The following is a 26,209-nucleotide window of genomic DNA, read 5'->3' on the forward strand; positions in this document are numbered from 1 at the left end:
CATGGGCTTTCGCCTGTCGAAAATCTACACCCGCACCGGCGACAAAGGCGAAACCGGCCTCGGTGACGGCCGCCGTGTGCCCAAGGACCACCCTCGGATCGAGGCGATTGGTGAGGTCGACACCCTCAACAGCCAGCTAGGCGTGCTCTTGGCAGGGCTGAGTGAGGCCGGGCTGAGCGAGTTGAGCGAGGTGCTCGCGCCTTGCCAGCACCGCTTGTTCGACCTTGGTGGCGAGCTGGCGATGCCTAGTTATCAGGCGCTGAACCAGGCTGAAGTCGAGCGCCTGGAAGCGGCCATCGATCTCTGGAACGACGAACTTGGGCCGCTGGAAAACTTCATCCTGCCCAGCGGCTCGGCCTTGATCGCGCAAGCCCACGTGTGCCGCAGCCAGGCGCGCACCGCCGAGCGCCGCTGCCAGGCGTTGAATGCGCTGGAGCCGCTGGAAGGGGTTGGCTTGGCGTATATCAATCGGGTGTCGGATTTGCTGTTTGTTGCAGCGCGTATCATTGGCCGCCGTCAGGGCGTTGCAGAAGTGCTGTGGCAGGCGGCGAAAAAGCCTGAGGCTTGATCCTGCAATCCAGTTGCTGATTTGGGGCTGCTTCGCAGCCCTTCGCGGGCAAGCCCGCTCCCACAGGACCTTGTGGGAGCGGGCTTGCCCGCGAAGGGCCGCAAAGCGGCCCCTGTTTAAAGCTCAGGCCAGAACGCGCGGATACCCGCCACACCTTGGGCGCCTGCCTGCCAGGCAAGCTCACGGTCTGCCGCGCTGACGCCGCCCAACAAGAACACCGGGAAGCTGACGCTGTCAATCAACGCCGCGGCCTGCTCCCAACCCAATGGCAGTGCATCGGGGTGGGTTTGAGTCGCCTGGACTGGCGACAGAGTGACGAAGTCGACCCCCATCTGCGCCGCCAGGGCCAACTCTTCGGCATTGTGGCAAGACGCTGCCAACCAACGGTGCTCCGGGAACGGCCGGCCCTTGGCGGCGTACTTGCGCAATTGCGCGGCAGTCAGGTGCCAGCCGGCCGAGGGGAAGTCGCCCAACCATTCCAACGGACCTTTGAGCATCAATTGAGCTTTGCCCGCACACAGTCCAGCCGCATCTACCGCGACATCACGGTACTTGGGGTCGTACATGTCCGGCGCGCGCAGCTGAACCAGCTTGATGCCGTTGGCCACAGCCTTCTGGATACCGCGCAACATCGGCGGCACTTCGAGGCCATCAGGGGTGATCAGGTACTGATCCGGCAAGCGTGCAGCGGCGACGATGGGCTTGTTTGCCGCAGGGAACTGGTACTGGTGCAGGTCACGCGGCGCGACCCATTCCAGCGGCTGACCTTCGGCGCCATGTGGCTCGCCGCTGAATGCGTCAACCTCACGCACGTCGAGCAGGATTTGCTTGTCCGGGTAGTCATGGCTGATCTTGATCAGCGGCCGTGATCCGCTGACCTCGATGCCGAGCTCCTCGCGCAGCTCACGGGCCAGCGCTGCTTCGACGCTTTCGCCGGCCTCGACCTTGCCCCCGGGAAACTCCCACAGGCCGCCCTGATGCTGGCTATCGGCGCGACGGGCGATGAGGATCCGCCCGTCGCCACCGCGGATAACCGCCGCTACTACATGAATCCGCTGCACCTTGTACCCTCCGTTGCTGCGTCAGGCGCCCCGGCCAGTGGCCAGACCAGGGCGCAGGCCAATGATCAGGTCCGGTATTCGGCGTTGATCTTGACGTACTCGTGGGACAGGTCGGTGGTCCAGATGGTCTCGCTGCACTGGCCGCGACCCAGTTCGATGCGGATGGTGATCTCTTCTTCAGCCATCACCTTGGAGCCTTGCTCTTCGGTGTAGCTTGGGCTGCGCCCGCCTTTGCTGGCGATGCACACGTCACCGAGGAAAACGTCGATCAGGCTGACGTCCAGCTCAGGCACGCCAGCGCGGCCGACGGCAGCGAGGATACGGCCCCAGTTGGGATCGGAGGCGAACAGCGCAGTCTTGATCAGCGGCGAATGCGCCACGGCATAACCAACGTCGAGGCATTCCTGATGATTGCCACCACCGTTGACCTGCACGGTAACAAACTTGGTCGCGCCTTCGCCGTCACGCACGATCGCCTGAGCGACTTCCATGCACACTTCGAACACTGCCTGCTTCAAGGCGTCGAACAGCTCGCCCTTGGCTTCGGTCACTTCAGCGACCTTGGCCTGGCCGGTGGCAATCAGCATGCAGCAGTCGTTGGTCGAGGTGTCGCCATCGATGGTGATGCGGTTGAACGACTTGTTGGCGCCGTCAAGGATCAGGTCCTTGAGCACCGCCGGAGCGACCTTGGCGTCGGTAGCGATATAGCCAAGCATGGTCGCCATGTTCGGGCGAATCATGCCGGCGCCTTTGCTGATGCCGGTGACGGTGATGGTCTGGCCATCGAACTGGAACTGACGGCTGGCACCCTTGGGCAGGGTGTCGGTGGTCATGATGCCGGTAGCGGCTTCAGCCCAGTGATTTTCCGAAAGGTTGTCCAGTGCAGCCTGCAGCGCGGCCTCGATCTTCTCGACCGGCAGCGGCTCACCGATCACACCGGTGGAGAACGGCAGCACTGCCTGGGCGTCAACGCCGGTCAGCTCGGCCAGCTTGGCACAGGTGCGCTCAGCGGCGGCCAGGCCTGGTGCGCCGGTACCGGCGTTGGCATTGCCGGTATTGGTCAGCAGGTAACGCACGGTGCCCTGCACGCGTTGCTTGGCGAGGATCACCGGCGCCGCGCAGAACGCGTTGAGGGTGAACACGCCAGCCACGCTGGAGCCTTCGGCGCAGCGCATTACCACGACGTCCTTGCGCCCAGGGCGCTTGATGCCCGCCGAAGCGATGCCAAGTTCAAAACCGGGAACCGGGTGCAGGGTGGGCAAAGGACCAAGACCAACAGCCATTAGAGCGCTCCTAGATAAAAACAGATAGGTTCCATGAAACAAAGCCGCCCCAACTGACACCTTTACGGTGGCTGTAGGAGCGGCCTTGTGTCGCGATGAGCTGCAAAGCAGCCCAAAAATCTCAAGCCAGCAGCGGCCTTAGATCACTTGCATCACTCGCATCACTCAATGGTGCCGTGGCAATGCTTGAACTTCTTGCCCGAACCACACCAGCATGGCTCGTTGCGACCCAGCTTCTGGTCGTTGCGAACCGGCGCGGCGGCAACGGCGACTTCAACGCCCTCTTCGCTCAGCTGCTCGCTTTCCAGGCCTGGTGCCGGCGCATGTTCAAACTGCATACGCTGGGCCAGCTCTTCGGCGTCGCGACGCAGACGGGCTTCTTCTTCGATCGGGTCTTCGCGGCGAACCTGTACGTGCGACAGCACACGGATGGCATCGCGCTTGATCGAATCGAGCAGTTCCTGGAACAGCGTGAACGACTCGCGCTTGTACTCCTGCTTCGGGTTCTTCTGCGCATAACCACGCAGGTGAATACCGTGACGCAGGTGGTCCATGGTCGACAGGTGGTCTTTCCACAGGTCGTCCAGCACGCGCAGCAGGATCTGCTTCTCGAAGGTGCGCAGAGCCTCTTCGCCGGCCTGATCTTCTTTCTCGGTGTATGCGCTGGTGATCTCGCTCAGGAGCTTCTCACGCAGGGTTTCTTCGTACAGGTGGTCGTCTTCATCCAACCATTGCTGGATCGGCAGCTTGATCGCGAAATCGCTGGCCAGCGCCGCTTCGAGACCGGCCACATCCCACTGCTCAGGCAGCGATTGCGGCGGAATATGCTGGCTGATGGTGGTATCGAGGACTTCCTTACGGAACTCTTCGATGGTGCCGCCCAAGTCCTGCGCAGCCAGCAGGCTGTTGCGCATGTGGTAGATCACTTTGCGCTGTTCGTTGGCCACGTCATCGTATTCGAGCAGTTGCTTACGAATATCGAAGTTGCGCCCTTCGACCTTGCGCTGAGCTTTTTCGATGGCGTTGGTCACCATGCGGTGCTCGATGGCTTCACCGGACTGCATGCCCAGGGCCTTCATGAAGTTCTTCACCCGGTCAGAGGCAAAGATGCGCATCAGGCTGTCTTCCAGCGACAGGTAGAAGCGGCTCGAACCCGGGTCACCCTGACGACCGGAACGGCCGCGCAGCTGGTTGTCGATGCGGCGCGACTCGTGGCGCTCGGAAGCGATCACGTGCAGGCCGCCGGCCTCGATCACTTGCTGATGACGCTTCTGCCAGTCGGCCTTGATGTGCGCAATCTGCTCGGCGGTCGGGTTTTCGAGTGCCGCGACTTCCGACTCCCAGTTGCCGCCCAGAAGGATGTCGGTACCACGGCCGGCCATGTTGGTGGCGATGGTCAAAGCGCCTGGCGCACCGGCCTGGGCAATGATCTCGGCTTCTTTTTCGTGGTACTTGGCGTTGAGCACCTTGTGCTCGATGCCTTCCTTGTTGAGCAAGGCCGACATATGCTCGGAGGTCTCGATGGTCGCCGTACCGACCAATACTGGACGCCCGCTGGACATGCTTTCCTTGATGTCGGCAATGATCGCCAGGTACTTCTCTTCGGCGGTCAGGTACACCAGGTCGTTGAAGTCTTTACGCGCCAACGGCTTGTTCGGCGGAATGACCATCACGTTGAGGTTGTAGATCTGAGCGAATTCGAACGCTTCGGTGTCTGCAGTACCGGTCATGCCGGACAGCTTGTTGTACAGACGGAAGTAGTTCTGGAAGGTGGTCGAAGCCAGGGTCTGGCTTTCGGCCTGGATGTTCAGGTTTTCCTTCGCTTCGATGGCCTGGTGCAGGCCCTCGGAGAGGCGACGACCCGGCATGGTCCGACCGGTGTGCTCGTCGATCAGCAGCACCTGACCGTCCTGGACAATGTACTCGACGTTGCGGTGGAACAGCTTGTGCGCGCGCAGGCCGGCATAGACGTGGGTCAGCAGGCCCAGGTTGTGCGCCGAATAGAGGCTCTCGCCTTCAGCCAGCAAGCCGGCCTGGGTGAGCATCTCTTCGATGTACTGGTGGCCGGCTTCGTTGAGCTCGACCTGACGGCTCTTCTCATCGATCGAGAAGTGGCCTTCCTGGGTGACCTGGCCTTCGACTTCTTCGATGTGCTGGGTCAGCTGCGGGATCAGGCGGTTGATTTCGATATACAGCTTGGAGCTGTCTTCAGCCTGGCCGGAGATGATCAGCGGGGTCCGCGCTTCGTCGATCAGGATCGAGTCGACTTCGTCGATCACGGCGAAGTTCAGCTCACGCTGGAACTTCTCGTCGACGCTGAAGGCCATGTTGTCGCGCAGGTAATCGAAACCGAATTCGTTGTTGGTGCCGTAGGTGATGTCGGCAGCATAGGCGGCGCGCTTGTCTTCCGGCGGCTGAAAGGCCGAGACGATGCCAACCGAGAGACCGAGGAATTCGTACAGCGGGCGCATCCAGTTGGCGTCGCGGCGGGCCAGATAGTCGTTGACCGTGACCACGTGCACGCCCTTGCCGGACAATGCGTTGAGGTACACCGCCAAGGTACCGACCAAGGTCTTGCCTTCACCGGTACGCATCTCTGCGATCATGCCTTCATGCAAGGTCATGCCGCCGATCAGCTGGACGTCGAAGTGGCGCATACCCATCACACGCTTGCCGGCCTCGCGGGCTACAGCAAAGGCTTCCGGCAGCAGTTGGTCGAGGGTTTCGCCTTTGGCCAGACGCTCTTTGAACTCGGCGGTCTTGCCGCGCAGTTGCTCATCGGAGAGGGCCAACATTTTCTCTTCGAAGGCATTGACGGTGGTCACCGTCTTGAGCAGGCGTTTGATCTCGCGCTCGTTCTTGCTTCCAAAAAGTTTCTTTAACAAAGGCGCAAACATATCGGCAGGATCTTCCACACTTAGGGATGGAGGGCGGCCCCATGAGTCGCCCGAGCAGCCCTTGGGCCGCATGCGAACGAGCATTCTACCCGGAAACGATGGTGAGGAAAGTGGTCGATTGCCACGATGCTGGCACAGCGCTAGGGTGGGGACGGTTCTTAGATGAGGGTGATTATTACAAGTTCAAGGTTTGCTGAAGATGAAAGCTGCCGAGAATCGCTATTATCCTGCACAACATGCCTTGCCCCCGGCCATTGCGTGCTGATCCAGGGCAACTGCATCATCTGTCGCCACCGGCAATCAATCAGCGCTGCGCACGCAGATGCTAAGATGGCCATTCTGTAACTTCCTGCGTACCGTCATGGCTTACAAACCCTCGCCCGCCCGGCTGCCGGCCGCGCTCCTGCGTGAAGTCCGACCGCTACGGCTGCTGCTCAATCAGGCTGAACGCCTGGTGCATCTGCAGCGTTTGCTCGAAAGTCAGCTGCAACCGGCGGCCCGTGAGCACTGCCACGTGGCCTCCTGGCGCGACGGTGTGTTGCTGCTGGTGGTCACCGATGGCCACTGGGCCACGCGCCTGCGCTATCAGCAAAAACGCCTGCAACGGCAACTGATCGAACTTGAAGTGTTCGTCAACCTGCGGCGGATCCTGTTCAAGGTGCAGCCACCAGTGATCCCGGCCAAACGCGGCGGGCACCCGACCCAGCTCTCCGGCGATGCCGCGCAGAGCCTGCGCGAAACGGCCGCAGGCATTGACGACCCCAAGCTCAAGGCAGCTCTGGAACGTCTGGCCAGCCATGCCCAGCACAAGGATCAGCGTTGAATCTGGCGCAATAAAAAGGCCACCCGAAGGTGGCCTCAATGAACTAGAGAGTGTTCGAACTTACACAGCCGCAACAGGGCGCATGTAGGAGATCGGTGCCGTACTGGCATCTTCGAAGGTGACCACTTCCCAGGCATCTTTTTCTGCAATCAGCTTGCGCAGCAGCTGGTTGTTCAGCGCGTGTCCGGACTTGTAGCCCTTGAACTCGCCGATCAGGCTGTTGCCGAGCAGATACAGATCGCCGATGGCATCGAGAATCTTGTGCTTGACGAACTCGTCTTCGGAGCGAAGGCCGTCTTCGTTGAGCACGCCAGTCTCATCGACAACGATGGCGTTATCGACGCTGCCACCCAGTGCCAGATTCTGCTCGCGCAGGTACTCGATGTCGCGCATGAACCCGAAGGTCCGTGCACGGCTGACTTCTTTCACGAACGAGGTGCTGGAGAAGTCGACGCTGGCACTTTGGGTCTGGTCCTTGAGGACCGGGTGATCGAAGTCGATCTCGAAGCTCACCTTGAACCCTTCGAAAGGCAGGAAGGTTGCGCGCTTGTCGCCATCCTCCACTGACACTTCCCGCAGGATGCGGATGAACTTCTTGGCTGCGTCCTGCTCTTCCAGGCCGGCAGACTGAATCAGGAATACAAAGGGACCGGCGCTGCCATCCATGATCGGCACTTCCGAGGCGGAGAGCTCGACGTAGGCGTTATCGATGCCCAGACCCGCCATGGCGGAGAGCAAGTGCTCGACCGTATCGACCTTGACGTCACCGTTGACCAACGTCGTCGACATGGTTGTCTCGCCAACGTTGGCCGCACGAGCCGGAATCTCGACCACAGGATCGAGGTCGGCGCGGCGGAAGACGATGCCGGTATCCACAGGCGCAGGCTTGAGGGTCAGGTAGACCTTCTCACCGGAGTGCAGACCGACACCTGTGGCACGGATAATGTTCTTCAGGGTGCGTTGTTTAATCATGGCATTGGCCGCTTCAGCGCAAATTGCGAATTGGTATCAACAAAGGCTGAGGATGATAACAGACCCGTCCTTTGCTGAATACCAATCACCTTTATAGCCCTGATAAATTCCATCAATCAGCCTGACGACGGAGGAAGGCTGGGATGTCCAGGTAATCCAAGTCATCTTGCGGGTTGAGTTTAGCGGCTGCGGCGGCACCTGCATGGGCCTGGTTACGCATCACGGTTGGACGCTCCAGGTCACGGTAGTTGACCGCAGGCTGCTCCTGGCGAGCTGGAGCCGGGTTCGATGCTTCGTAGGCCGCTTGAGCGGTCTGCAAAGTATTGTCGACAACCTTGACCGGCTTCTCGATGCGTGCACCCAGGCCAGTGGCTACAACGGTTACGTGCAGCTCGTCGCGCATGTCCGGGTCGATCACGGTACCGACCTTGACCATCGCGTGGTCGGAGGCGAAGGCTTCGATGATGCTACCGACGTCGGAGTACTCGCCCAGCGACAGGTCAGGACCTGCGGTGATATTCACCAGGATACCGCGGGCACCCTGCAGGTTGACGTCTTCGAGCAGCGGGTTGCGAATGGCCGCTTCGGTGGCCTCGCGCGCACGGTTCGGACCGCTGGCGCAGCCAGTGCCCATCATCGCCATGCCCATCTCGCCCATCACGGTGCGCACGTCGGCAAAGTCGACGTTGATCATGCCGGGACGCTTGATGATGTCGGAGATACCGCGCACGGCACCTGCCAGCACATCGTCAGCCTTGGCAAAGGCCGACAGCAGGCTGGCGTCCTTGCCGAGAATGGTCAGCAGCTTCTCGTTGGGGATGGTGATCAGCGAGTCGACGCTTTCAGCCAGCATGCGGATGCCTTCATCGGCGATCTGCATACGCTTGCGGCCTTCGAACGGGAATGGACGGGTCACCACCGCAACGGTGAGGATGCCCATTTCCTTGGCCACTTCGGCGATGATCGGCGCTGCACCGGTACCGGTACCGCCACCCATGCCAGTGGTGATGAAGACCATGTTGGTGCCCTGCAGCACCTCGGCAATGCGCTCACGGTCTTCCAGCGCGGCCTGACGACCGACTTCCGGATTGGCACCGGCACCAAGGCCCTTGGTAACACCAGTACCCAGTTGCAGAATGGTCCGTGCGCCAATGCTTTTCAGCGCCTGGGCATCAGTGTTGGCGCAGATGAACTCGACGCCTTCAATGCTGCTTTTGACCATGTGATTGACGGCGTTGCCACCACCACCACCGACGCCGATCACCTTGATGACCGGGCTTTGCGGGACGTTGTCTACGAGCTCGAACATTTTCCCTCTCCTTACAGTTCTCTAGTTGTTTCGCCTACCACTACTGCTTTGAAACTTAGAAGTTGCCCTGGACCCAACGCTTGAGACGCTCAAGCACTGGAGCCTTCGGTTCCTCGCCATAGCTGTTGCTGCTGTTGCTATTGCCGGTCAGGGTCAGGTCCTCGGACTGCTTGAGCAGACCGTAGGTGAGCAGGCCCACACCGGTGGAGTAAATCGGGTTGCGTACCACGTCGCTGAGGCCACGCACGCTGTGCGGGACGCCGAGGCGTACGGGCATGTGGAAAATCTCTTCGGCCAGTTCCACCGCGCCTTCCATCTTCGCCGTGCCGCCGGTGAGGACGATGCCGGCTGGGACCAGGTCTTCGTAGCCGCTGCGACGCAGCTCAGCCTGAATCAGGGTGAACAGCTCGTCGTAGCGCGGCTCGACCACCTCGGCCAGGGCCTGACGCGACAGTTCGCGCGGCGGCCGGTCGCCAACGCTTGGCACCTTGATGGTTTCGCCGGCACCGGCCAGCTTGGCCAGGGCGCAGGCGTAGCGAATCTTGATTTCTTCGGCGTACTGAGTCGGTGTACGCAGGGCCATGGCGATGTCGTTGGTGACCTGGTCGCCGGCAATCGGGATCACTGCGGTGTGGCGGATCGCGCCTTCGGTGAAGATGGCGATATCGGTGGTGCCACCGCCGATGTCGACCAGGCACACGCCGAGTTCTTTCTCGTCATCGGTCAGCACCGAGTAGGCCGAGGCCAGTTGCTCGAGGATGATGTCGTCGATTTCCAGGCCGCAGCGGCGTACGCATTTCTCGATGTTCTGCGCCGCGTTGACCGCGCAGGTCACCACGTGCACCTTGGCTTCCAGACGCACGCCCGACATACCCAGCGGCTCGCGAACGCCTTCCTGGTTGTCGATCACGTAGTCCTGCGGCAGGGTGTGCAGCACGCGCTGGTCAGCCGGAATCGCCACCGCCTGGGCAGCGTCGAGCACGCGCTCGAGGTCGGCCGTGCTGACTTCGCGGTCGCGAATCGCGACGATGCCGTGCGAGTTGAGGCTGCGGATGTGATTGCCGGCCACACCGACAAAGGCCGAGTGAATGCGGCAGCCCGCCATCAACTGGGCTTCTTCGACGGCACGCTGGATCGACTGCACGGTCGACTCGATGTTCACCACCACGCCCTTCTTCAGGCCGCGGGAGGGATGAGTGCCGATCCCGACAATCTCCAGGGTGCCGTCTTCGCCGACTTCACCGACCAGCGCCACCACCTTGGAAGTGCCAATGTCCAGCCCGACGATCATTTTGCCGCTATGCGCGTTTGCCATGGTCCTGCCTCTCTCTAATTCTTCGCAACGGCGGGTTGGGCCGTCGTCGGTGCAATCGGTTCCCGCCAGCCAACAGCCAGGCCGTTGGCGTAGCGCAGATCAATGCGGGCGATATTGGTGATCTGCTCTTTGAGTGTCTTGTCGTATATGGCAATGAAACGGCGCATCTTTTCGACCAGATGGTCGCGCCCGAGCAGCAGTTCGATACCTGGGCCGGCACTGCCGGCACCGGTGGTCAGGAACCAGCTGCCACGTTCACGCAGCTCCAGCCGCGCAATCGAGAAGCCCATCGGGCGCAGCATCTGGCTCAACACCTGATACTGCTGCATGACTTGTTGCTGAGCGCGCTGCGGGCCGAACAGCTGCGGCAGGTGCTCGTAGTTGGCCAGCTCGCGCGGGGTGAACGCTTCGCCCTGGTTGTTGAGCAACGCCTGATCCCCCCAGCGCGCCACGGGCAGTTGCTCTTCCAGGCGAATGACCACTTCGTCCGGCCAGACCCGGCGCACTTCGGCGTGGGCTATCCACGGCATCTGTTCAAGCTCGGCACGCATCGCGCCCAGGTCGACACTGAAGAAGCTGGCCGCTACAAACGGGGCGATACGTTGCTGCACCGCCTGCTGGCTGATGTAGCTGAGGTCACCCTGCACGGCGATCTTGGTGATCGGCCGGTCAGCGTAAGGCATCAACCGCACAGCGCCTTCGTAGGCAGCAAAGCCCGCAGCCACCAGCAGCACCGGCCACAGCAAGCGCTTGAGCACGCTGAAGTTGGCCTTGGGCAGGCGCGCAGACATCGGCTCCTGGGCCACCATTCGGCTGGCACCGCGCGGCACCGGCTTGTTACGGCCGGGTGCAGGAGGCTGCTGACGAAGCATCGCGCCTTGCATGCTGATTAACCTCGCGTCTCGACGCTGGCAGCCAGGATCGCCAGCACCAACTGCTGGAAGTCCAGGCCGGCCGCGCGGGCCGCCATGGGCACCAGGCTATGATCAGTCATGCCTGGCGCGGTGTTTACTTCGAGCAGCCAGAAGCGGCCCTGCTCGTCCTGCATTACATCCAGCCGGCCCCAGCCTTCGATGCCGATGGCATCACAGGCGCGCGCGGTCAGATCGATCAGTTCTTGTTCCTTGACACTATCCAGCCCGCACGGAATGCGGTACTGGGTGTCATTGGCGATGTATTTGGCGTCGTAGTCGTAGAACACATGCGGCGTACCGAGGGCGATCGGCGGCAGCACCTGGCCACGCAATACGGCGATGGTGAACTCCGGGCCGTGGATCCATTGCTCGACCAGGACTTGCGAGTCGTACTTGGCGGCGTCTTGCCAGGCGGCGACCAGCTCTTGCGTGCTGTTCACCTTGGCCATGCCGATACTTGAGCCTTCATGGGCCGGTTTGACGATCAATGGGAAGCCCAGTTCCGTACCGGCTGCAATACAGTCCTGTTCAGTCGCCAATACCGCATGACGCGGGGTTGGAATACCCAGGCTCTGCCACACCTGCTTGGTGCGCAACTTGTCCATGGCCAGCGCCGAGGCAAGGATGCCGCTGCCGGTGTAGGGAATGCCCAGGCACTCGAGCAGGCCCTGCATGCTGCCGTCTTCACCGCCACGGCCGTGCAGGATGATGAAGGCGCGATCGATCTTCTCGCGCTGCAGACGCTCGAGCAGATCATCACCCACATCGATGGCCACGACGTCGACACCGGCGCTTTGCAGCGCGCCGATTACCGCCTCACCAGACTTGAGCGAGACTTCGCGCTCGGCGCTCTTGCCACCGTACAGCACCGCCACGCGGCCAAAGGCGGTGACGTCGAGCGTCGAGTGCAGTTGGGCGTAAGTAGCGGTCATTGTGGCTTCTCCTGTTTGGCGACGGCACCGGCAAACAGCGGGCTCTTCATCAGTTGTGGGGCGAGGCCACCAATGTCACCGGCGCCCTGGCACAGCAGGATGTCGCCGGCACGCAGCAGGGGCTTGACCAACGGCGCCAGCTCGACGCCGCGCTCGATGTAGATCGGGTCGAGCTGACCACGCTGGCGGATGCTGTGGCACAGCTGACGGCTGTCGGCGCCCGGGATCGGCTCCTCACCGGCTGGGTAGACTTCCATCAACAGCAGCACGTTGGCGTCGGCCAGGACCTGAACGAAGTCGTCATACAGGTCACGGGTGCGGCTATAGCGGTGCGGCTGATAGACCATCACCAGGCGCCGGCTCGGCCAGCCGCCGCGCACGGCCTTGATCACGGCAGCCACTTCGGTTGGGTGGTGACCGTAGTCGTCGACCAGCATCACGTCGCCGCCTTCGACCGGCAGTTCGCCATACACCTGGAAGCGTCGACCGACCCCCTGGAAGCCCGACAGTCCCTGAACGATGGCGGCATCGCTGATGCCTTCGTCAGTGGCGATGGCAATGGTCGCCAGCGCGTTGAGGACGTTGTGGTTGCCAGGCATGTTGACCGACACATCGAGCGGCTCGCAGTCGCGACGCAGCACGGTGAAATGGGTCTGCATGCCCTGCTGGCGCACATTGATGGCGCGGATGTCCGCCTCATCGCTGAAGCCGTAGGTCACGGTCGGACGCTTCACCAGCGGCAGGATCTCGCGCACCACCGGGTCATCCAGGCACATCACTGCCAGCCCGTAGAACGGCAGGTTGTGCAGAAACTCGACAAAGGTCTTCTTCAGTTTGTTGAAGTCGCCTTCATAGGTGGCCATGTGGTCGGCATCGATATTGGTGACCACGGCAACCATCGGTTGCAGGTGCAGGAAGCTGGCATCGCTTTCATCTGCTTCGGCAATCAGGTAACGGCTGGCGCCGAGCTGGGCATTGGTGCCCGCTGCGGTCAGACGACCACCGATGACGAAGGTCGGATCCAGCCCACCGGCGGCGAACACCGAGGCCAGCAAGCTGGTGGTGGTGGTCTTGCCATGGGTGCCGGCCACGGCAATGCCATGGCGATAGCGCATCAGCTCGGAGAGCATCTCCGCACGCGGTACTACCGGGATGCGACGCTCCAGCGCAGTGGCGACTTCCGGGTTGGCCGGGTTGATCGCACTGGACACCACCAGCACATCGGCATTGGCGGCGTTCTCGGCACGGTGGCCGACAAAGATCTGTGCGCCGAACGACTGCAGGCGTTGGGTGACCGGCGACTCTTTGAGGTCGGAGCCAGACACTTCATAGCCTAGGTTGAGCAGGACTTCGGCAATGCCGCACATGCCCACACCGCCGATACCGACGAAGTGGATACGGCGAATACGGCCCATCTTTGGTTGCGGCATGGCTTTCTGCGCTTCAACCATGGGCCACCTCCAGGCAGATATCGACTACGGTGCTGGTTGCAGCAGGCTTGGCCAGGCGCCGTGCGGTGCCGGCCATGGTGTTGAGTTTCTCGGGTTGCATCAGCACCTCGTTCAGGCGGTCAGCGAGTTGCGCTGCGCCAGTTGTCGCTTGTGGCAGCAGGAAGGCAGCGCCTTCCCGGGCCAGATAATGGGCATTGTGGGTCTGGTGGTCGTCGATGGCGTGCGGCAATGGCACCAGCATCGAGGGCAGGCCTGCCGCCGCGAGTTCGCTGACGGTCAGGGCACCGGCCCGGCACACGACCAGATCGGCCCAGCCGTAGACATGGGCCATGTCCTTGATGAACGGCTCGACCTGCGCCTCGACGCCAGCCTCGCGATAACGCTCGGCGGTGATCGGCGCATGTTGCTTGCCAGCCTGGTGGAACACTTCCGGACGCAGCTCAGGGGCTACTTCCGACAGGGCCTTAGGCAGCAATTTGTTCAATGGTTCCGCACCCAGGCTGCCGCCCAGCACCAACAGCCGTGCCCGGCGCTCGCCGAGTGGGGCGCGCTGGGCCTCGAGGAACAGCTCCGGACGTACCGGGTTACCCGTGGTACGGCGCTTGTCGCTGGCGGCGAAGGTGTCCGGGAAGGCTTCGCAGACCCGCGCAGCCAGTGGTACCAACAGACGGTTGGCAGTGCCGGCGCGGGCGTTCTGCTCGTGAATCACCAGTGGCACGCCGCACAGCTTGGCAGCGACGCCGCCGGGGCCGGTGACATAGCCACCAAAGCCGATCACGCACACTGGCTTGAGCTGGGCGATGATCTTGCGCGCCTGCAGTACGGCCTTGATCAGGGTGAACGGCGCCTTGAGCAGCGACAGCTTGCTCTTGCCACGCAGGCCGCTGACCTGAATCAGGTGCAACGGCAGACCCGCTTGTGGCACCAGCTCGTTTTCGATGCCGCGCGGGGTACCCAGCCAGTGCACGCTATAGCCGCGCGCCTGGAATTCGCGGGCGCAGGCCAGCGCCGGGAACACGTGGCCACCGGTGCCGCCGGCCATGATCAGTACGTTTTTACCGTCAGCGGCCATGATTGCTGGTCTCCTCGGCAAAATCGCTTTCGTTGAATTCATGCTCTTCGCTGCCCAGGTGGGTGCGACTCTCCCACTCGATGCGCAGTAACAAGCCAACGCAGGCGCAACAAATCACCAGCGAGCTGCCGCCGTAACTGAGAAACGGCAGGGTCAGGCCCTTGGTCGGCAGCAGGCCGACGTTCACGCCGATGTTGATCAGGAACTGACCAATCCACAGGAATGCCAGGCCGAACGCCATATAAGCAGCGAAGTACTGCTTGGCCTTCTCGGCCCACAGGCCGATGTACAAGGCACGTACGGTGACGAACACGAACAGCGCCACGGTGCACAGGGTGCCGACCACGCCGAGCTCTTCGGCCAGTACCGAGAAGACGAAGTCGGTATGCGCTTCGGGCAGGTAGAACTGCTTCTGTACGCTGTTGCCCAGGCCAACCCCCAACCACTCACCGCGACCAAAGGCGATCAGCGCCTGGGTCAACTGGTAGCCGGAACCGAACTGATCGGACCACGGGTCGGTAAAGGTGATCAGCCGCGCCATCCGATACGGCTGGGCCTGCACCAGGACGAACACGGCCACCACCGCCAGCACCACCATCAGCGAGAAGCGGAACAACCCCACCCCGCCTAGGAACAGCATCGCGGCAGCCGCGCCCATCATCACTACAGTGGCGCCGAAGTCCGGCTCCATCAGCAGCAGCCCGGCCATCGGCAACAGCACGATGAACGGCTTGAAGAAGCCCATCCAGCTTTCACGCACTTCCTGCTGACGGCGTACCAGGTAGCCAGCCAGATAGATCACCACGAAGACCTTGGCGATCTCCGACGGCTGCACGTTGAAGAAGCTGAAACCAATCCAGCGCATCGAACCGTTCACTTCACGGCCAATACCGGGCACCAGTACCAACACCAGCAAGCCAAAGGCGCCGATCAGCATCATGAAACCCATGCGCTGCCAGGTGGCGATCGGCACCAGCATGGTCACGCCGCCGGCGGCCAGGCCGATGGCCACGTACACCAGGTGGCGGTACATGTGGTAGAGCGGGTTGCCCGACTGGGCCGCAGCCACTTCCGACGAGGCCGAGGTGATCATCACCAGGCCCAGGCCGAGCAATGCCAGGCAGCCGGCAAGGAAAGCGAAATCGAGATCGATGCCACGGCCACTGATCAGTGGCGACGGATACGGTTTGAGGATGCCGAAGATCATGCCAGGCCCTCCACCGCTTGCGCGAACAGTTGCCCGCGCTGCTCGAAGTTCTTGAACATGTCGAGGCTGGCACAGGCTGGCGAGAGCAGCACGGCATCGCCGGGCTGCGCCAGCGCAGCGCACTGCAGCACAGCTTCATCAAGGGTGTTGACGTAAATCTGCGGTACTTGCTCGGCCAAGGCCTGACCCAGACGCTGAGCGTCACGGCCCAGCAACACTACTGCGCGGCAGTAGCGTGCGACGGGTTCGCGCAAGGCGGCAAAGTCAGCGCCTTTGCCGTCGCCGCCGGCGATCAGCACCAGCTTGCCGTCGATGTCGGCGCCCAGCCCTTCGATGGCGGCCAGGGCCGCACCGACGTTGGTCGCCTTGGAGTCGTCGTACCAGCTGACAGCGTTGTGCTCGCGCACCCACTGGCAGCGGTGCGCCAGGCCGGCGAATTCGCGCAGCGCTGCAAGCATCGGCTCGAACGGCAGGCCCGCGGCATGCCCTAGGGCCAGTGCGGCCAGCGCATTGCTCTGGTTGTGCGCGCCACGGATCTTCAGCTCGCGCACCGGCAGCAGGTTCTGGAATTCGAAGGCCAGGTATTTTTCGCCATCGACTTCGCGCAGGCCAAAAGCCTTGAAGTCCGGCGTATTCAAACCAAAGCTTAAGCATGGCCGGCCTTCAACCGGCAGTGGCCGGCTCAGCGCGTCCTGACGGTTGACCACAACCTGGTGGGCACCGCGGAAGATCCGGTGCTTGGCCAGGTGATAGGCCGGCAGGCCGCTGTAGCGGTCCATGTGGTCTTCGCTGATATTGAGCACGGTGGCCACTTCGGCGTTGAGCTGGTCAGTGGTTTCCAGCTGGAAGCTGGACAGCTCCATCACGTACAGCTCGATGCTGTCGTCGAGCAGGTCCAGCGCCGGCGTTCCGAGATTGCCGCCAACCGCCACACGCTTGCCGGCCTTGGCCGCCATCTCGCCCACCAGCGTTGTCACCGTGCTTTTCGCATTGGAGCCGCTGATCGCGATGATCGGCGCCTTGGCGTTACGGGCAAACAGCTCGATATCACCAGACAACTTTACTCCGCGCGCGGCAGCAGCCTGCAAGGCAGGCGTCGCCAGCGCCAGGCCCGGGCTGACGTACAGCTCGTTGGCGCGGCAGAGGAAGTCGACATCCAGTTCACCACAGCGTACTTCCACCTGCGGGTAGTCCCGGCGCAAGGTGTCCAGTTCCGGCGGTTGCTCGCGCGTGTCGGCGACCGCAAAGGCAATGCCCCGGCTCGCCAGGAAGCGAACCAGGGACATGCCGCTCTTGCCGAGGCCGACAACGATGCGGAATTGGTCGGAAGCGATCAATGACACGCTCATCTACCTCAGCTTCAGGGTGGCAAGGCCGACCAGCACGAGAATCACGGTGATGATCCAGAAACGGACAATCACCCGTGGCTCGGGCCAACCCTTGAGTTCAAAGTGGTGGTGAATCGGCGCCATACGAAACACCCGCTTGCCGGTCAGCTTGAAGGAGGCGACCTGGATCACCACCGACAGGGTTTCCATGACAAACACACCGCCCATGATGAACAGGACGATTTCCTGCCGAACGATGACGGCGATGGTGCCCAGGGCAGCGCCCAGCGCCAGTGCGCCGACGTCGCCCATGAACACCTGAGCCGGATAGGTGTTGAACCAGAGAAAGCCTAGGCCGGCACCGATCAACGCGCCGCAGAACACGATCAGCTCGCCAGCGCCTGGCACATAAGGGATCAACAGGTACTCGGCGAACTTCACGTTACCCGACAGGTAGCAGAAGATCCCCAGCGCGCCGCCGACCATGACCGTTGGCATGATCGCCAGGCCGTCGAGACCGTCAGTCAGGTTTACCGCGTTGCTCGAGCCGACGATGACGAAATAGGTCAGCACCACGAAACCGATGCCCAGGGCGATGGTGACGTCCTTGGCAAACGGTACGATCAAGGTGGTTTCGACGCTGGTCGGCGCGGTCATGAAGAGGAACACCGCCGCGCCCAGGCCGAACACCGATTGCCAGAAGTACTTCCAGCGGCTTGGCAGGCCACGCGAATTTTTCTCGATGACCTTGCGGTAGTCGTCGACCCAGCCAATCGCGCCGAACAACAGGGTGACGATCATCACGACCCACACGTAGCGGTTGCTCAGGTCAGCCCAAAGCAAGGTACTGATGGTGATTGCAGACAGGATCAACGCGCCGCCCATGGTCGGTGTACCCGACTTGGACAGGTGCGATTGCGGACCATCGTTGCGCACTGCCTGGCCGATCTGACGGATCTGCAGGGTGCGAATCATCCAGGGGCCCAGCCACAGCGACAGCGACAAAGCAGTCAGAACACCCAGAATCCCGCGCAGGGACAGGTACTGGAAGACCGCAAAGCCTTTATGGAACTGCTGTAGATACTCAGCCAACAGCAAAAGCATTAATGTTTCTCCCCGCTGACACCGCACAGTGCAGCCACGACGTTTTCCATCGCAGCGCTGCGCGAGCCCTTGATCAAGATTGTGGTGTCGCTGGCGGTTTCGCTGCTAACAGCGTCGATCAGCTCAGCCTGAGTTGCGAAATGTCGGCCTTCGGCGCCAAACGCCCGGACCGCATGGGTCATGTTGCTACCTACCGCGTACAAGGCATCGACCTTGCCGCGTGCGTAGTCGCCCACCAGCTGGTGGCCTTCCTGCGCCCATTGACCCAGTTCGCCGATATCCCCGAGCACCAGAACGGTGCGCCCGGAAAAGCCGGCGAGTATATCAATGGCCGCACACATCGAGGTGGGATTTGCGTTGTAACTGTCATCGATCACGCGCACGCCGTTGGCAGTGATCTGCGCGACCGTACGGCCCTTGACTGGCTGCACCGCGTTCAGGCCAGCGGCAATACCGGGCAAGCTCACGCCCAGGGCATGGGCAGCAGCCGCTGCAGCCAGGGCGTTGCTGACGTTGTGGGTGCCGAGCAGATTCAACTGCACCGCCACCGAACCGGCGGCACTATGCAAGGTGAACGCCGGGCAGCCACGGGCATCGCGACCGATATCGCTGGCGTAAAAATCCGCCTGCGGGTTGTTCAGGGCGAAGCTCAGCACGCGTTTGTCGCCAGCACGTTTGTGCCAGATGGCAAACGCCTTGTCGTCCAGGTTGAGCACCGCAGTGCCGCCCTCGCCCAGGCCTTCAAGGATCTCGCCCTTGGCCTCGACGATTTTTTCCGGGCCGCCAAACTCGCCAACGTGGGCGGTGCCGGCGTTGTTGAGGATGACCACCTGAGGCTGGGTCAGGCCAACGGTGTAACGAATCTCGCCAAGGCGCGACGCACCCAGTTCGATGACTGCCGCGCTGTGCTCACTGGCGATTTCCAGCAGGGTCAGCGGTGCACCCAGATCATTGTTGAGATTGCCGCGGGTCGCCAGCACCGGGCCACGGGTGCGCAGGATGCAGGCAAGCATCTCTTTCACAGTGGTCTTGCCGCTGGAGCCGGTGATGGCTGCTACTGGCTTGTCGAACCCGGCACGGTTGAGCGCGCCCAGTTGACCCAGCGCCACACGGCAATCAGCGACAACCAGTTGCGGCAGATCGACGCCTTCGACCTCACGTTCGACCAGCGCCGCGACGGCGCCCTTGGCCTGTACATCAGCCAGGTAATCATGGCCATCGAAGCGCGGGCCGGTAAGGGCAACGAACAGTTGGCCGGCGCCGACGCTGCGGCTGTCGATGCTGACGCCATCGAAGCTGACATCGCTGCCAACCAGGCGCGCCTGCAGCGCTGCGGTCAGTTGGCTCAGGCTCAAGGGCTTAAGCATGTGGGCTCCCCCAGGTTGCCAGGGCTTTCTCGGCTTCAACCAGATCGGAGAACGCATGGCGCTCACCGTGAATTTCCTGATAGTCCTCGTGGCCTTTACCGGCCAGCACGATCACGTCGTCGGCCGCAGCAGAGGCGATCAACTGCGCGATCGCGGCGCCGCGGCCAGCGACGAAGCTGACTTCTGCCGGTTTGGCAAAGCCCGGGCGAATATCGTCGAAGATGGCCGCAGGCTCTTCAGTGCGTGGATTGTCGTCAGTGACCAGCACGCGGTCAGCCAGCCGCTCGGCGACTTCAGCCATCAACGGGCGCTTGCCGCGGTCACGGTCACCGCCGCAACCAAACAGGCACAGCAGTTTGCCGTGGGCGTGTGGACGCAGGGCTTCGAGTACTTTTTCAAGGGCATCCGGGGTGTGCGCGTAGTCGACCACCACCAGCGGTTTGTTACCGCCGCCCAAGCGCTGCATACGGCCGACCGGCCCTTGCAGGGTTGGCACGACCTTGAGAATTTCGTCCAGCGAATAATCCAGCGACATCAGCGCGGCAATTGCGGCGAGCACGTTGCTCAGGTTGAAGCGACCGAGCAGCTGGCTGCGCAGTATGCTTTCACCCTGTGCCGTAACCAGCACCGCACGCACGCCGTCGTCGTCGAATTTGGCTTCGCGGCAGTACAGCGAAGCTTCTGGATTTTCCAGGCTGTAGCTGAGCAAGCGAGTCTCGACGTGATCGGCGATTGGCTTGCGAGCAAAGTCCTCGGCCAGCCGCCGCCCGAACTCATCATCCAGATTGACCACCTGGCTACGCAGGTTCGGCCAGGCAAACAGCTTGGCCTTGGCCGCTTCATACGCCTGCATGCTGCCGTGGTAATCGAGGTGATCACGTGACAGGTTGGTCATCACGGCGATGTCGAAGGCCAGGGCGGCAACGCGGCCCTGTTCCAGGGCATGCGACGACACTTCCATGGCCACGGCTTTGGCGCCGGCTTTTTTCAGGTCGTACAGGGTTGCCTGTACTGCAATCGGGTCAGGCGTGGTCAAGCGGCCGCTCTGCAGCGCGCCGGAGAAACCGGTGCCCAGCGTGCCGATCAGGCCACAGCGTTGGCCGAGGGCGTCCAGCGCCTGCGCCAGCAACTGGGTCACGCTGGTCTTGCCATTGGTGCCGGTGACGCCGATCAGGTTGAGCTGACGGCTCGGTTCACCGTAGAAACGCCCGGCAATCTCCGACAGCTGCGCGATCAGGCCCTTGACCGGAATCAGTGCAACGTCGGTCAGCGGCAGCACGGTGGCGCCCTGCTCTTCATAAGCGACGGCAGCCGCGCCGCGCTGCAAGGCGTCGGCGATATGGTCACGACCATCGACCAGCGCACCTGGCACGGCCAGGAACAGATCGCCCGGGCGCACGGCCCGGCTGTCCAGGGTCAACTCGCGGATCATCGGATCGCGGCTGGCATGGGCAAACAGCTTGCTCAATGGCATCGTCATCAACCACGCCCTCCTTTGGCTACGGCGGCATTCACTTGCGCCGGTACGGCAGGCGCAACGGGTGCAGGCGGTGGCAGGTTATCTGGTGGTACGTTCATCAACCGCAGGGTCCCGGACATGACTTTGCTGAATACCGGTGCCGAGACCAGGCCACCGAAGTAGCCGCCTTTGCTCGGCTCATCGATGACCACGACGATGGCGTAACGCGGATCGCTCATCGGGCCGAAGCCAGCGAACAGCGAGCGGTAGGCGTTTTCGGTGTAGCCCTTGGAGCCGACGGTGGCCTTACGCGCCGTACCGGACTTGCCACCGACGTGATAGAACGGCACCTGCGCGCGGTAGACACCGCGCGGGGCTTCGATCACCTGCTGGAGCATGCCCTGGATGGTCTCGGCGGTTTCCTTGGGCACCACTTGGGTGAAGTCAGGGGTCTTGTCGACCTTGACGATGCTCAACGGCACCATCTTGCCGTCGTTGGCCAGTGCGGCGTAAGCGTGTACCAGCTGCAATGCGGTCACGGACAGGCCGTAGCCATAGGACAGGGTCGCCGTCTCGGCCTTGCGCCATTCGCGGTGGTTAGGCAGGTTGCCGACGCGCTCGCCAGGGAAGCCCAGGCCGGTGTACTGACCCAGACCCAGCTGCGACATCACCCGGTAGATGGCTTCGCCGCCGATGTCGAAGGCGATCTTGCTCATGCCGACGTTACTGGAGTTGATCAGGATCCCGGTCAGGTCGAGCACCGGGCCCTCGCTGCGCGAAACGTCCTTGATCGTGTAGCGACCGATCTGCAGGCTGCCCGGATACACTTCGACTTTGTCGGTCGGTTTCCAGCGGCCGCTCTGCAATGCAGCGCTCATCGACAGCGGCTTGACCGTCGAGCCCGGCTCGAACACATCGATGATGGCCCGGTTGCGCATCGCGGCCGGGACCATGCTGCGGCGGTTGTTCGGGTTGTAGGTAGGCTGGTTGACCATGGCCAGCACTTCGCCGGTCTTGACGTCCATGATCACCAGGCTGCCGGCCTTGGCTTCCTGCTCGGCAATGGCGTTGCGCAGTTCGCGCGTAGCCAGATACTGCAGGCGCAGGTCGATCGACAACGCCAAGGTCGAACCGGCCTTGGCGTTTTTGGTGACCTGAATGTCTTTGATCAAGCGGCCACGCCGGTCCTTGATCACCTGGCGCTTGCCAGGCACACCAGCGAGCCATTCGTCATAGGCCAGCTCGACACCCTCGCGACCGTGGTCGTCAAGGTCGGTAAAACCAACCATGTGCGCGGTGACATCACCGGCCGGGTAGAAGCGGCGGAACTCTTCGAGGCCGTACACACCCGGCACTTTCAGGTCGAGCACCTGCTGGCCTTGCTCAGGGGTAAGCCCGCGCACCAGATAGATGAATTCTTTGTTGGCCTGCTGGGTGAGGCGCTCGGTCAGTTGTTGCGGATTTTGCCCAAGCACAGCCGCCAGTTGCGCCCAGCGCTCCTTGTACGGCTGCATTTCCTTTGGGTTGGCCCACAGCGTGGTGACTGGCGTACTGACCGCCAATGGCTCGCCGTTACGGTCAGTGATCAGCCCCCGGTGTGCCGGAATCTGAATGTGGCGCAGGCTGCGCGCGTCGCCCTGGCCCTTGAGGAAGGCACGGTCGACGACCTGCAGGTCGATGATGCGCCAGCAGATGGCACCGACCATCAGCGCCAGCAGGCCGATCACGACGCGGAAGCGCCAAGGGTAGAGTGCGCCTTCGAGTTTCATCATGGCGCCACCATCCGCACTTCGTCGGCGGCCGGAACACGCATTTTCAGCTGTTCGCTGGCCAGGCTTTCGATGCGGCTGTGGGCAGTCCAGGTGCTCTGCTCAAGGATCAGCCGGCCCCATTCTGCCTGCGCCTTGTCACGCTCGTTCAGTTCGCCAAACAAAGTGTTGAGCAATTGCCGGTTCCAGTGCGCGCTGTAGGACACCGCCACCGCTGAAACCAGCACAGCGATAAACAGCAGCAGCATCAGCGAGCTGCCGCCGGGCAATGGCTTGGCGAAGAGCTTGCTCAACGGAGCTTCTCCGCAACGCGCATGACTGCGCTGCGTGAGCGGGGGTTGGCCTTGAGCTCGGCCTCGGAGGCGAACTGCGCCTTGCCGATCAAGCGCACTTTTGGCTCGAAGACGGTGTGCTGCACGGGCAGGTTGCGCGGCAGGTTGTCCGCCTCGCCCTTGACCAGCTTGCGCATGAACAGTTTGACGATGCGGTCTTCCAGCGAGTGGAAGCTGATCACCACCAGGCGGCCACCGATCTCCAGTGACTCCAGCGCAGCCTCAAGGCCCGCCTCCAGGTCACCAAGCTCGTTATTGACGTGGATGCGCAGGCCCTGGAAGGCGCGGGTCGCGGGGTTCTTGCCCTTTTCCCAGGCCGGGTTGGCGACCTTGAGCACTTCAGCCAGGTCGGCCGTGCGGGTGAACGGCTGCTTTTCGCGGCGCTCGACCACGGCTCGGGCCATACGCCCGGAGAAGCGCTCTTCACCGTACTGCTTGAATACACGGGCGATCTCTTCAGCCGGGGCGGTGGCGATGAACTCGGCGGCGCTCATGCCTTGCGCAGGGTTCATGCGCATGTCCAGCGGGCCGTCGTTGAGGAAGCTGAAGCCGCGCTCGGGGTCATCAAGCTGCGGTGAAGACACACCCAGATCCAGCAGCACGCCGCTGACCTTGCCGGCCAGGCCGCGCTCGGCGACTTCTTCGCCCAGCTCGGCAAAGCTGCGCTGCACAATGACGAAGCGGCCGTCTTCGGCCGCCAGCGCTTGCCCCGTGGCAATCGCTTGTGGGTCTTTGTCGAACCCGAGTAGCCGCCCCTGCGGCCCCAGCTTGCTGAGGATCAGGCGGCTGTGGCCACCGCGGCCGAAGGTACCATCGAGGTAGCAGCCATCGGCGCGCAGGGCCAGTGCCTCGACAGCTTCGTCGAGCAGCACGGTGATGTGGTTGAAGCCGCTATCTATGGTCACAGGATCAGGTCACGCAATTCGTCAGGCAAAGCGCCCGGTTGTTGAATAGCTGCAAGATCGTCTGCCGAAACCGCGTTCCAGGCATCCTCATCCCACAGCTGAAATTTGTTCAGCTGCCCCACCAACATCGCCTTCTTGTCCAGATTGGCGTACTCACGCAGGCGCGGCGGTACCAGAAAACGGCCACTGCCATCGAGCTCCAGGTCTACCGCATTACCGATCAGCAAGCGCTGCAGGCGGCGGTTTTCCTCACGCAACGACGGCAAGGCACGCAACTTGGCTTCTATCTGTTCCCACTCATCGAGGGGATATACACATAAGCAGCGATCGACTGCATCGATGGTCACGATCAACTGGCTCTGACAACGCGAATCCAACTCGTCACGGTACCGACTCGGCATGGCGAGTCTGCCCTTTGCATCAAGGCTGACGGCATTGGCTCCGCGGAACACGGCTGCGATTCCCCACAATGTTATCGTTTTTGGGCCAGAAAACCCACTTCAACCCACTTTCTGCCACTTGCGCACACTATAGGAATCCGCCCGGTACACCGTCAAGGCGCGCTCGTAGGGAAATCCCTTACACGGCGGAGATTTAGCTCAACAAAGAGATGAAGGAAGATAAAAAGAAGGAAAAATGGCGGGCAAAAAATGTGCGAACTCAGTCAGATAGCGACCGAAGTTAAAGTGATTTATTAAGAGTAAGATTTTTTCGGTATTACCAAGTGCTTCTGCTGTCGATTACAGCAGGGAGGGAGAGGTGGAGAGTCGATCTATAAGCCGGGTTTTGTCGAGGACAGTCATTCCTCTACGACGGCCATCACTGGACGCCTCTAGCAACCTACCCGGTTCCGACGCGGGCCACGCCTAATGGAACCCTATTTGGTCTTGCTCCGAGTGGGGTTTACCTAGCCACGAACTGTTGCCAGTCGCGCGGTGCGCTCTTACCGCACCTTTTCACCCTTACCGGCACCGAAGTGCTTAGGCGGTTATTTTCTGTGGCACTTTCCGTAGGCTCACGCCTCCCAGGGGTTACCTGGCACTCTGCCCTATGGAGCCCGGACTTTCCTCCCCCCTCTTTTGCGGAACAAAAGAAGGCAGCGACTGTCCAATCGACTCTCCGCCGACAAGGGTAACGTCAGGCGCGCTCAAGAACAAGCTTTAGAGCAACAGGATGTCGCTAATGCTCAATCGGCTTTCTGCTTTTCCAGGGCCGCCTGATACAGCAGGTTCTTGCGCACCCCGGTAATTTCCGCAGCCAGCGCCGCTGCGCGCTTGAGTGGCAATTCAGCCAACAGCAAGTCCAGAACGCGCTGCGCCTCGGTGCTGATCGCCTGCTCGTCTTCGGGCGCACTCCAGCCCCCCACCAACACCACGCATTCGCCGCGCTGCTGATTACTGTCGGCGGCAACAAACGCGTGCAACTCGCCCAGCGGCAGGCCCTTGAGTGTTTCGAACGCCTTGGTCAGCTCACGCCCAAGCAGCGCCGGGCGATCCGCACCGAACACCGCCTGCATGTCATCGAGGCATTCCAGAATGCGGTGCGGGGCCTCATAGAAGATCAGCGTGCGCGGCTCTTCCTTGACCTGTTCCAGGCGGGCACGCCGCCCAGCAGTCTTGGCAGGCAGAAAGCCTTCGAAGATAAACCGGTCGGACGGCAGGCCAGCGGCCGACAACGCAGCAATCAGCGCGCAGGCGCCGGGCACCGGAACCACTTTCACGCCGGCAGCGCGAGCCTGGCGCACCAGGTGATAACCCGGGTCGGAAATCAGCGGCGTGCCAGCGTCAGAGACCAGCGCAATATCGTCGCCCGCCAGCAAGCGAGTCAGAAAACGCCCGCCCTCGTCGCGCTCATTGTGCTCATGGCAGGCAGCCAGCGGCGTGCTGATACCGAAGTGCTGCATCAGGCGCATTGAATGGCGGGTGTCTTCGGCGGCGATCAAGGCTACATCCGCCAGCACCTTGAGCGCGCGGGCACTCATGTCATCGAGGTTGCCGATCGGCGTAGCCACCACGTACAGCGTGCCTGTGGTGGATTTCGAAGCCCCTGCTACATCTGTCACTGCGCGCACCTGTCTTTCGGATCAAAGGCGACATTGTAGCCCGAGCACCGGTTACAGGGCGCAAACATCTTCACCGGCG

22 protein-coding genes and 1 other RNA gene are annotated in these 26,209 nt (G+C 62.1%); 2 read left to right on the forward strand and 21 right to left on the reverse strand.

Going from position 1 to position 26,209, the window contains the following annotated elements; genetic code table 11:
- Nucleotide 1: 1 nt before the first annotated feature.
- A complete protein-coding gene (locus tag IDM28_RS18250) occupies nt 2-568 on the forward strand; it encodes a cob(I)yrinic acid a,c-diamide adenosyltransferase (protein ID WP_101321979.1) in 567 nt (188 codons plus the stop codon).
- 116 nt (nt 569-684) lie between these two features.
- Here the strand turns inward: IDM28_RS18250 and IDM28_RS18255 are convergent, their stop codons facing one another.
- The 3 genes from IDM28_RS18255 to secA all read right to left on the reverse strand — a co-directional run bounded on the left by IDM28_RS18255 (nt 685) and on the right by secA (nt 5,809).
- On the reverse strand, nt 685-1,629 hold the full coding sequence (locus IDM28_RS18255; RefSeq protein WP_101321980.1) for a Nudix family hydrolase: 945 nt from the start codon (nt 1,627-1,629) through the stop codon (nt 685-687).
- Between the two features lie 65 nt (nt 1,630-1,694).
- Nucleotides 1,695-2,912 (reverse strand): bifunctional glutamate N-acetyltransferase/amino-acid acetyltransferase ArgJ, encoded by a 1,218-nt coding sequence (gene argJ, locus IDM28_RS18260; RefSeq protein ID WP_101321981.1) that lies wholly within the window; start codon nt 2,910-2,912, stop codon nt 1,695-1,697.
- A gap of 161 nt (nt 2,913-3,073) precedes the next feature.
- A complete protein-coding gene (gene secA / locus IDM28_RS18265) occupies nt 3,074-5,809 on the reverse strand; it encodes a preprotein translocase subunit SecA (RefSeq protein ID WP_101321982.1) in 2,736 nt (911 codons plus the stop codon).
- Nucleotides 5,810-6,170: 361 nt separating this feature from the next.
- On the opposite strand from secA, the gene IDM28_RS18270 reads away from it, so the two are divergent.
- Nucleotides 6,171-6,632, forward strand: coding sequence for a DUF721 domain-containing protein (locus IDM28_RS18270; RefSeq protein ID WP_188036615.1), 462 nt, complete (start codon nt 6,171-6,173; stop codon nt 6,630-6,632).
- A 60-nt stretch (nt 6,633-6,692) separates the two neighbouring features.
- Here the strand turns inward: IDM28_RS18270 and lpxC are convergent, their stop codons facing one another.
- From lpxC to rsmI, 18 genes are all read right to left on the reverse strand, one after another.
- The gene (lpxC, locus tag IDM28_RS18275; protein WP_101321984.1) at nt 6,693-7,604 is read right to left on the reverse strand and encodes a UDP-3-O-acyl-N-acetylglucosamine deacetylase; all 912 of its coding nucleotides are present in this window, start codon (nt 7,602-7,604) and stop codon (nt 6,693-6,695) included.
- Between the two features lie 112 nt (nt 7,605-7,716).
- On the reverse strand, nt 7,717-8,913 hold the full coding sequence (gene ftsZ, locus IDM28_RS18280; protein WP_101321985.1) for a cell division protein FtsZ: 1,197 nt from the start codon (nt 8,911-8,913) through the stop codon (nt 7,717-7,719).
- A 55-nt stretch (nt 8,914-8,968) separates the two neighbouring features.
- Entirely contained in the window at nt 8,969-10,228 is a 1,260-nt protein-coding gene (ftsA, locus tag IDM28_RS18285) for a cell division protein FtsA (protein WP_101321986.1), read from the reverse strand.
- 14 nt (nt 10,229-10,242) lie between these two features.
- The gene (locus IDM28_RS18290; protein WP_101321987.1) at nt 10,243-11,112 is read right to left on the reverse strand and encodes a cell division protein FtsQ/DivIB; all 870 of its coding nucleotides are present in this window, start codon (nt 11,110-11,112) and stop codon (nt 10,243-10,245) included.
- A 5-nt stretch (nt 11,113-11,117) separates the two neighbouring features.
- Nucleotides 11,118-12,074, reverse strand: a complete 957-nt coding sequence (locus IDM28_RS18295) for a D-alanine--D-alanine ligase (RefSeq protein WP_150570636.1) — start codon at nt 12,072-12,074, stop codon at nt 11,118-11,120.
- Nucleotides 12,071-13,525, reverse strand: coding sequence for a UDP-N-acetylmuramate--L-alanine ligase (gene murC / locus IDM28_RS18300; protein WP_101321989.1), 1,455 nt, complete (start codon nt 13,523-13,525; stop codon nt 12,071-12,073). Before murC ends, IDM28_RS18295 begins: the two co-directional genes overlap by 4 nt.
- Complete coding sequence (gene murG, locus IDM28_RS18305) at nt 13,518-14,597, reverse strand: undecaprenyldiphospho-muramoylpentapeptide beta-N-acetylglucosaminyltransferase (RefSeq protein ID WP_150570637.1); 1,080 nt, start codon at nt 14,595-14,597, stop codon at nt 13,518-13,520. The genes murC and murG overlap by 8 nt, the downstream gene beginning before the upstream one ends.
- A complete protein-coding gene (ftsW, locus tag IDM28_RS18310) occupies nt 14,587-15,804 on the reverse strand; it encodes a putative lipid II flippase FtsW (protein ID WP_101321991.1) in 1,218 nt (405 codons plus the stop codon). Before ftsW ends, murG begins: the two co-directional genes overlap by 11 nt.
- Complete coding sequence (gene murD / locus IDM28_RS18315) at nt 15,801-17,147, reverse strand: UDP-N-acetylmuramoyl-L-alanine--D-glutamate ligase (RefSeq protein ID WP_188036667.1); 1,347 nt, start codon at nt 17,145-17,147, stop codon at nt 15,801-15,803. The genes ftsW and murD overlap by 4 nt, the downstream gene beginning before the upstream one ends.
- 6 nt (nt 17,148-17,153) lie before the next feature.
- A complete protein-coding gene (gene mraY, locus IDM28_RS18320) occupies nt 17,154-18,236 on the reverse strand; it encodes a phospho-N-acetylmuramoyl-pentapeptide-transferase (protein WP_101321992.1) in 1,083 nt (360 codons plus the stop codon).
- The gene (locus IDM28_RS18325; protein WP_101321993.1) at nt 18,236-19,603 is read right to left on the reverse strand and encodes a UDP-N-acetylmuramoyl-tripeptide--D-alanyl-D-alanine ligase; all 1,368 of its coding nucleotides are present in this window, start codon (nt 19,601-19,603) and stop codon (nt 18,236-18,238) included. Before IDM28_RS18325 ends, mraY begins: the two co-directional genes overlap by 1 nt.
- Nucleotides 19,596-21,083, reverse strand: coding sequence for a UDP-N-acetylmuramoyl-L-alanyl-D-glutamate--2,6-diaminopimelate ligase (locus IDM28_RS18330; protein WP_101321994.1), 1,488 nt, complete (start codon nt 21,081-21,083; stop codon nt 19,596-19,598). Before IDM28_RS18330 ends, IDM28_RS18325 begins: the two co-directional genes overlap by 8 nt.
- A complete protein-coding gene (locus IDM28_RS18335; protein WP_181003854.1) occupies nt 21,083-22,831 on the reverse strand; it encodes a peptidoglycan D,D-transpeptidase FtsI family protein in 1,749 nt (582 codons plus the stop codon). Before IDM28_RS18335 ends, IDM28_RS18330 begins: the two co-directional genes overlap by 1 nt.
- Nucleotides 22,831-23,124 carry a cell division protein FtsL gene (ftsL, locus tag IDM28_RS18340; RefSeq protein ID WP_101321996.1) on the reverse strand — a complete coding sequence of 98 codons (294 nt, stop codon included), beginning with the start codon at nt 23,122-23,124 and terminating at the stop codon, nt 22,831-22,833. The genes IDM28_RS18335 and ftsL overlap by 1 nt, the downstream gene beginning before the upstream one ends.
- Nucleotides 23,121-24,068: a 16S rRNA (cytosine(1402)-N(4))-methyltransferase RsmH gene (rsmH, locus tag IDM28_RS18345; protein ID WP_410524683.1), complete on the reverse strand. Its 948-nt coding sequence runs from the start codon at nt 24,066-24,068 to the stop codon at nt 23,121-23,123. Before rsmH ends, ftsL begins: the two co-directional genes overlap by 4 nt.
- Nucleotides 24,065-24,520, reverse strand: coding sequence for a division/cell wall cluster transcriptional repressor MraZ (gene mraZ / locus IDM28_RS18350; protein ID WP_101321998.1), 456 nt, complete (start codon nt 24,518-24,520; stop codon nt 24,065-24,067). The genes rsmH and mraZ overlap by 4 nt, the downstream gene beginning before the upstream one ends.
- Before the next feature lie 307 nt (nt 24,521-24,827).
- An RNA gene (gene rnpB, locus IDM28_RS18355) (RNase P RNA component class A) lies at nt 24,828-25,187 on the reverse strand.
- Between the two features lie 67 nt (nt 25,188-25,254).
- Nucleotides 25,255-26,130 carry a 16S rRNA (cytidine(1402)-2'-O)-methyltransferase gene (gene rsmI / locus IDM28_RS18360; RefSeq protein ID WP_101321999.1) on the reverse strand — a complete coding sequence of 292 codons (876 nt, stop codon included), beginning with the start codon at nt 26,128-26,130 and terminating at the stop codon, nt 25,255-25,257.
- Nucleotides 26,131-26,209 lie beyond the last annotated feature (79 nt).

It is taken from the genome of Pseudomonas sp. EZ-C24 (assembly GCF_014525325.1).
GTDB lineage: Bacteria > Pseudomonadota > Gammaproteobacteria > Pseudomonadales > Pseudomonadaceae > Aquipseudomonas > Aquipseudomonas shirazensis.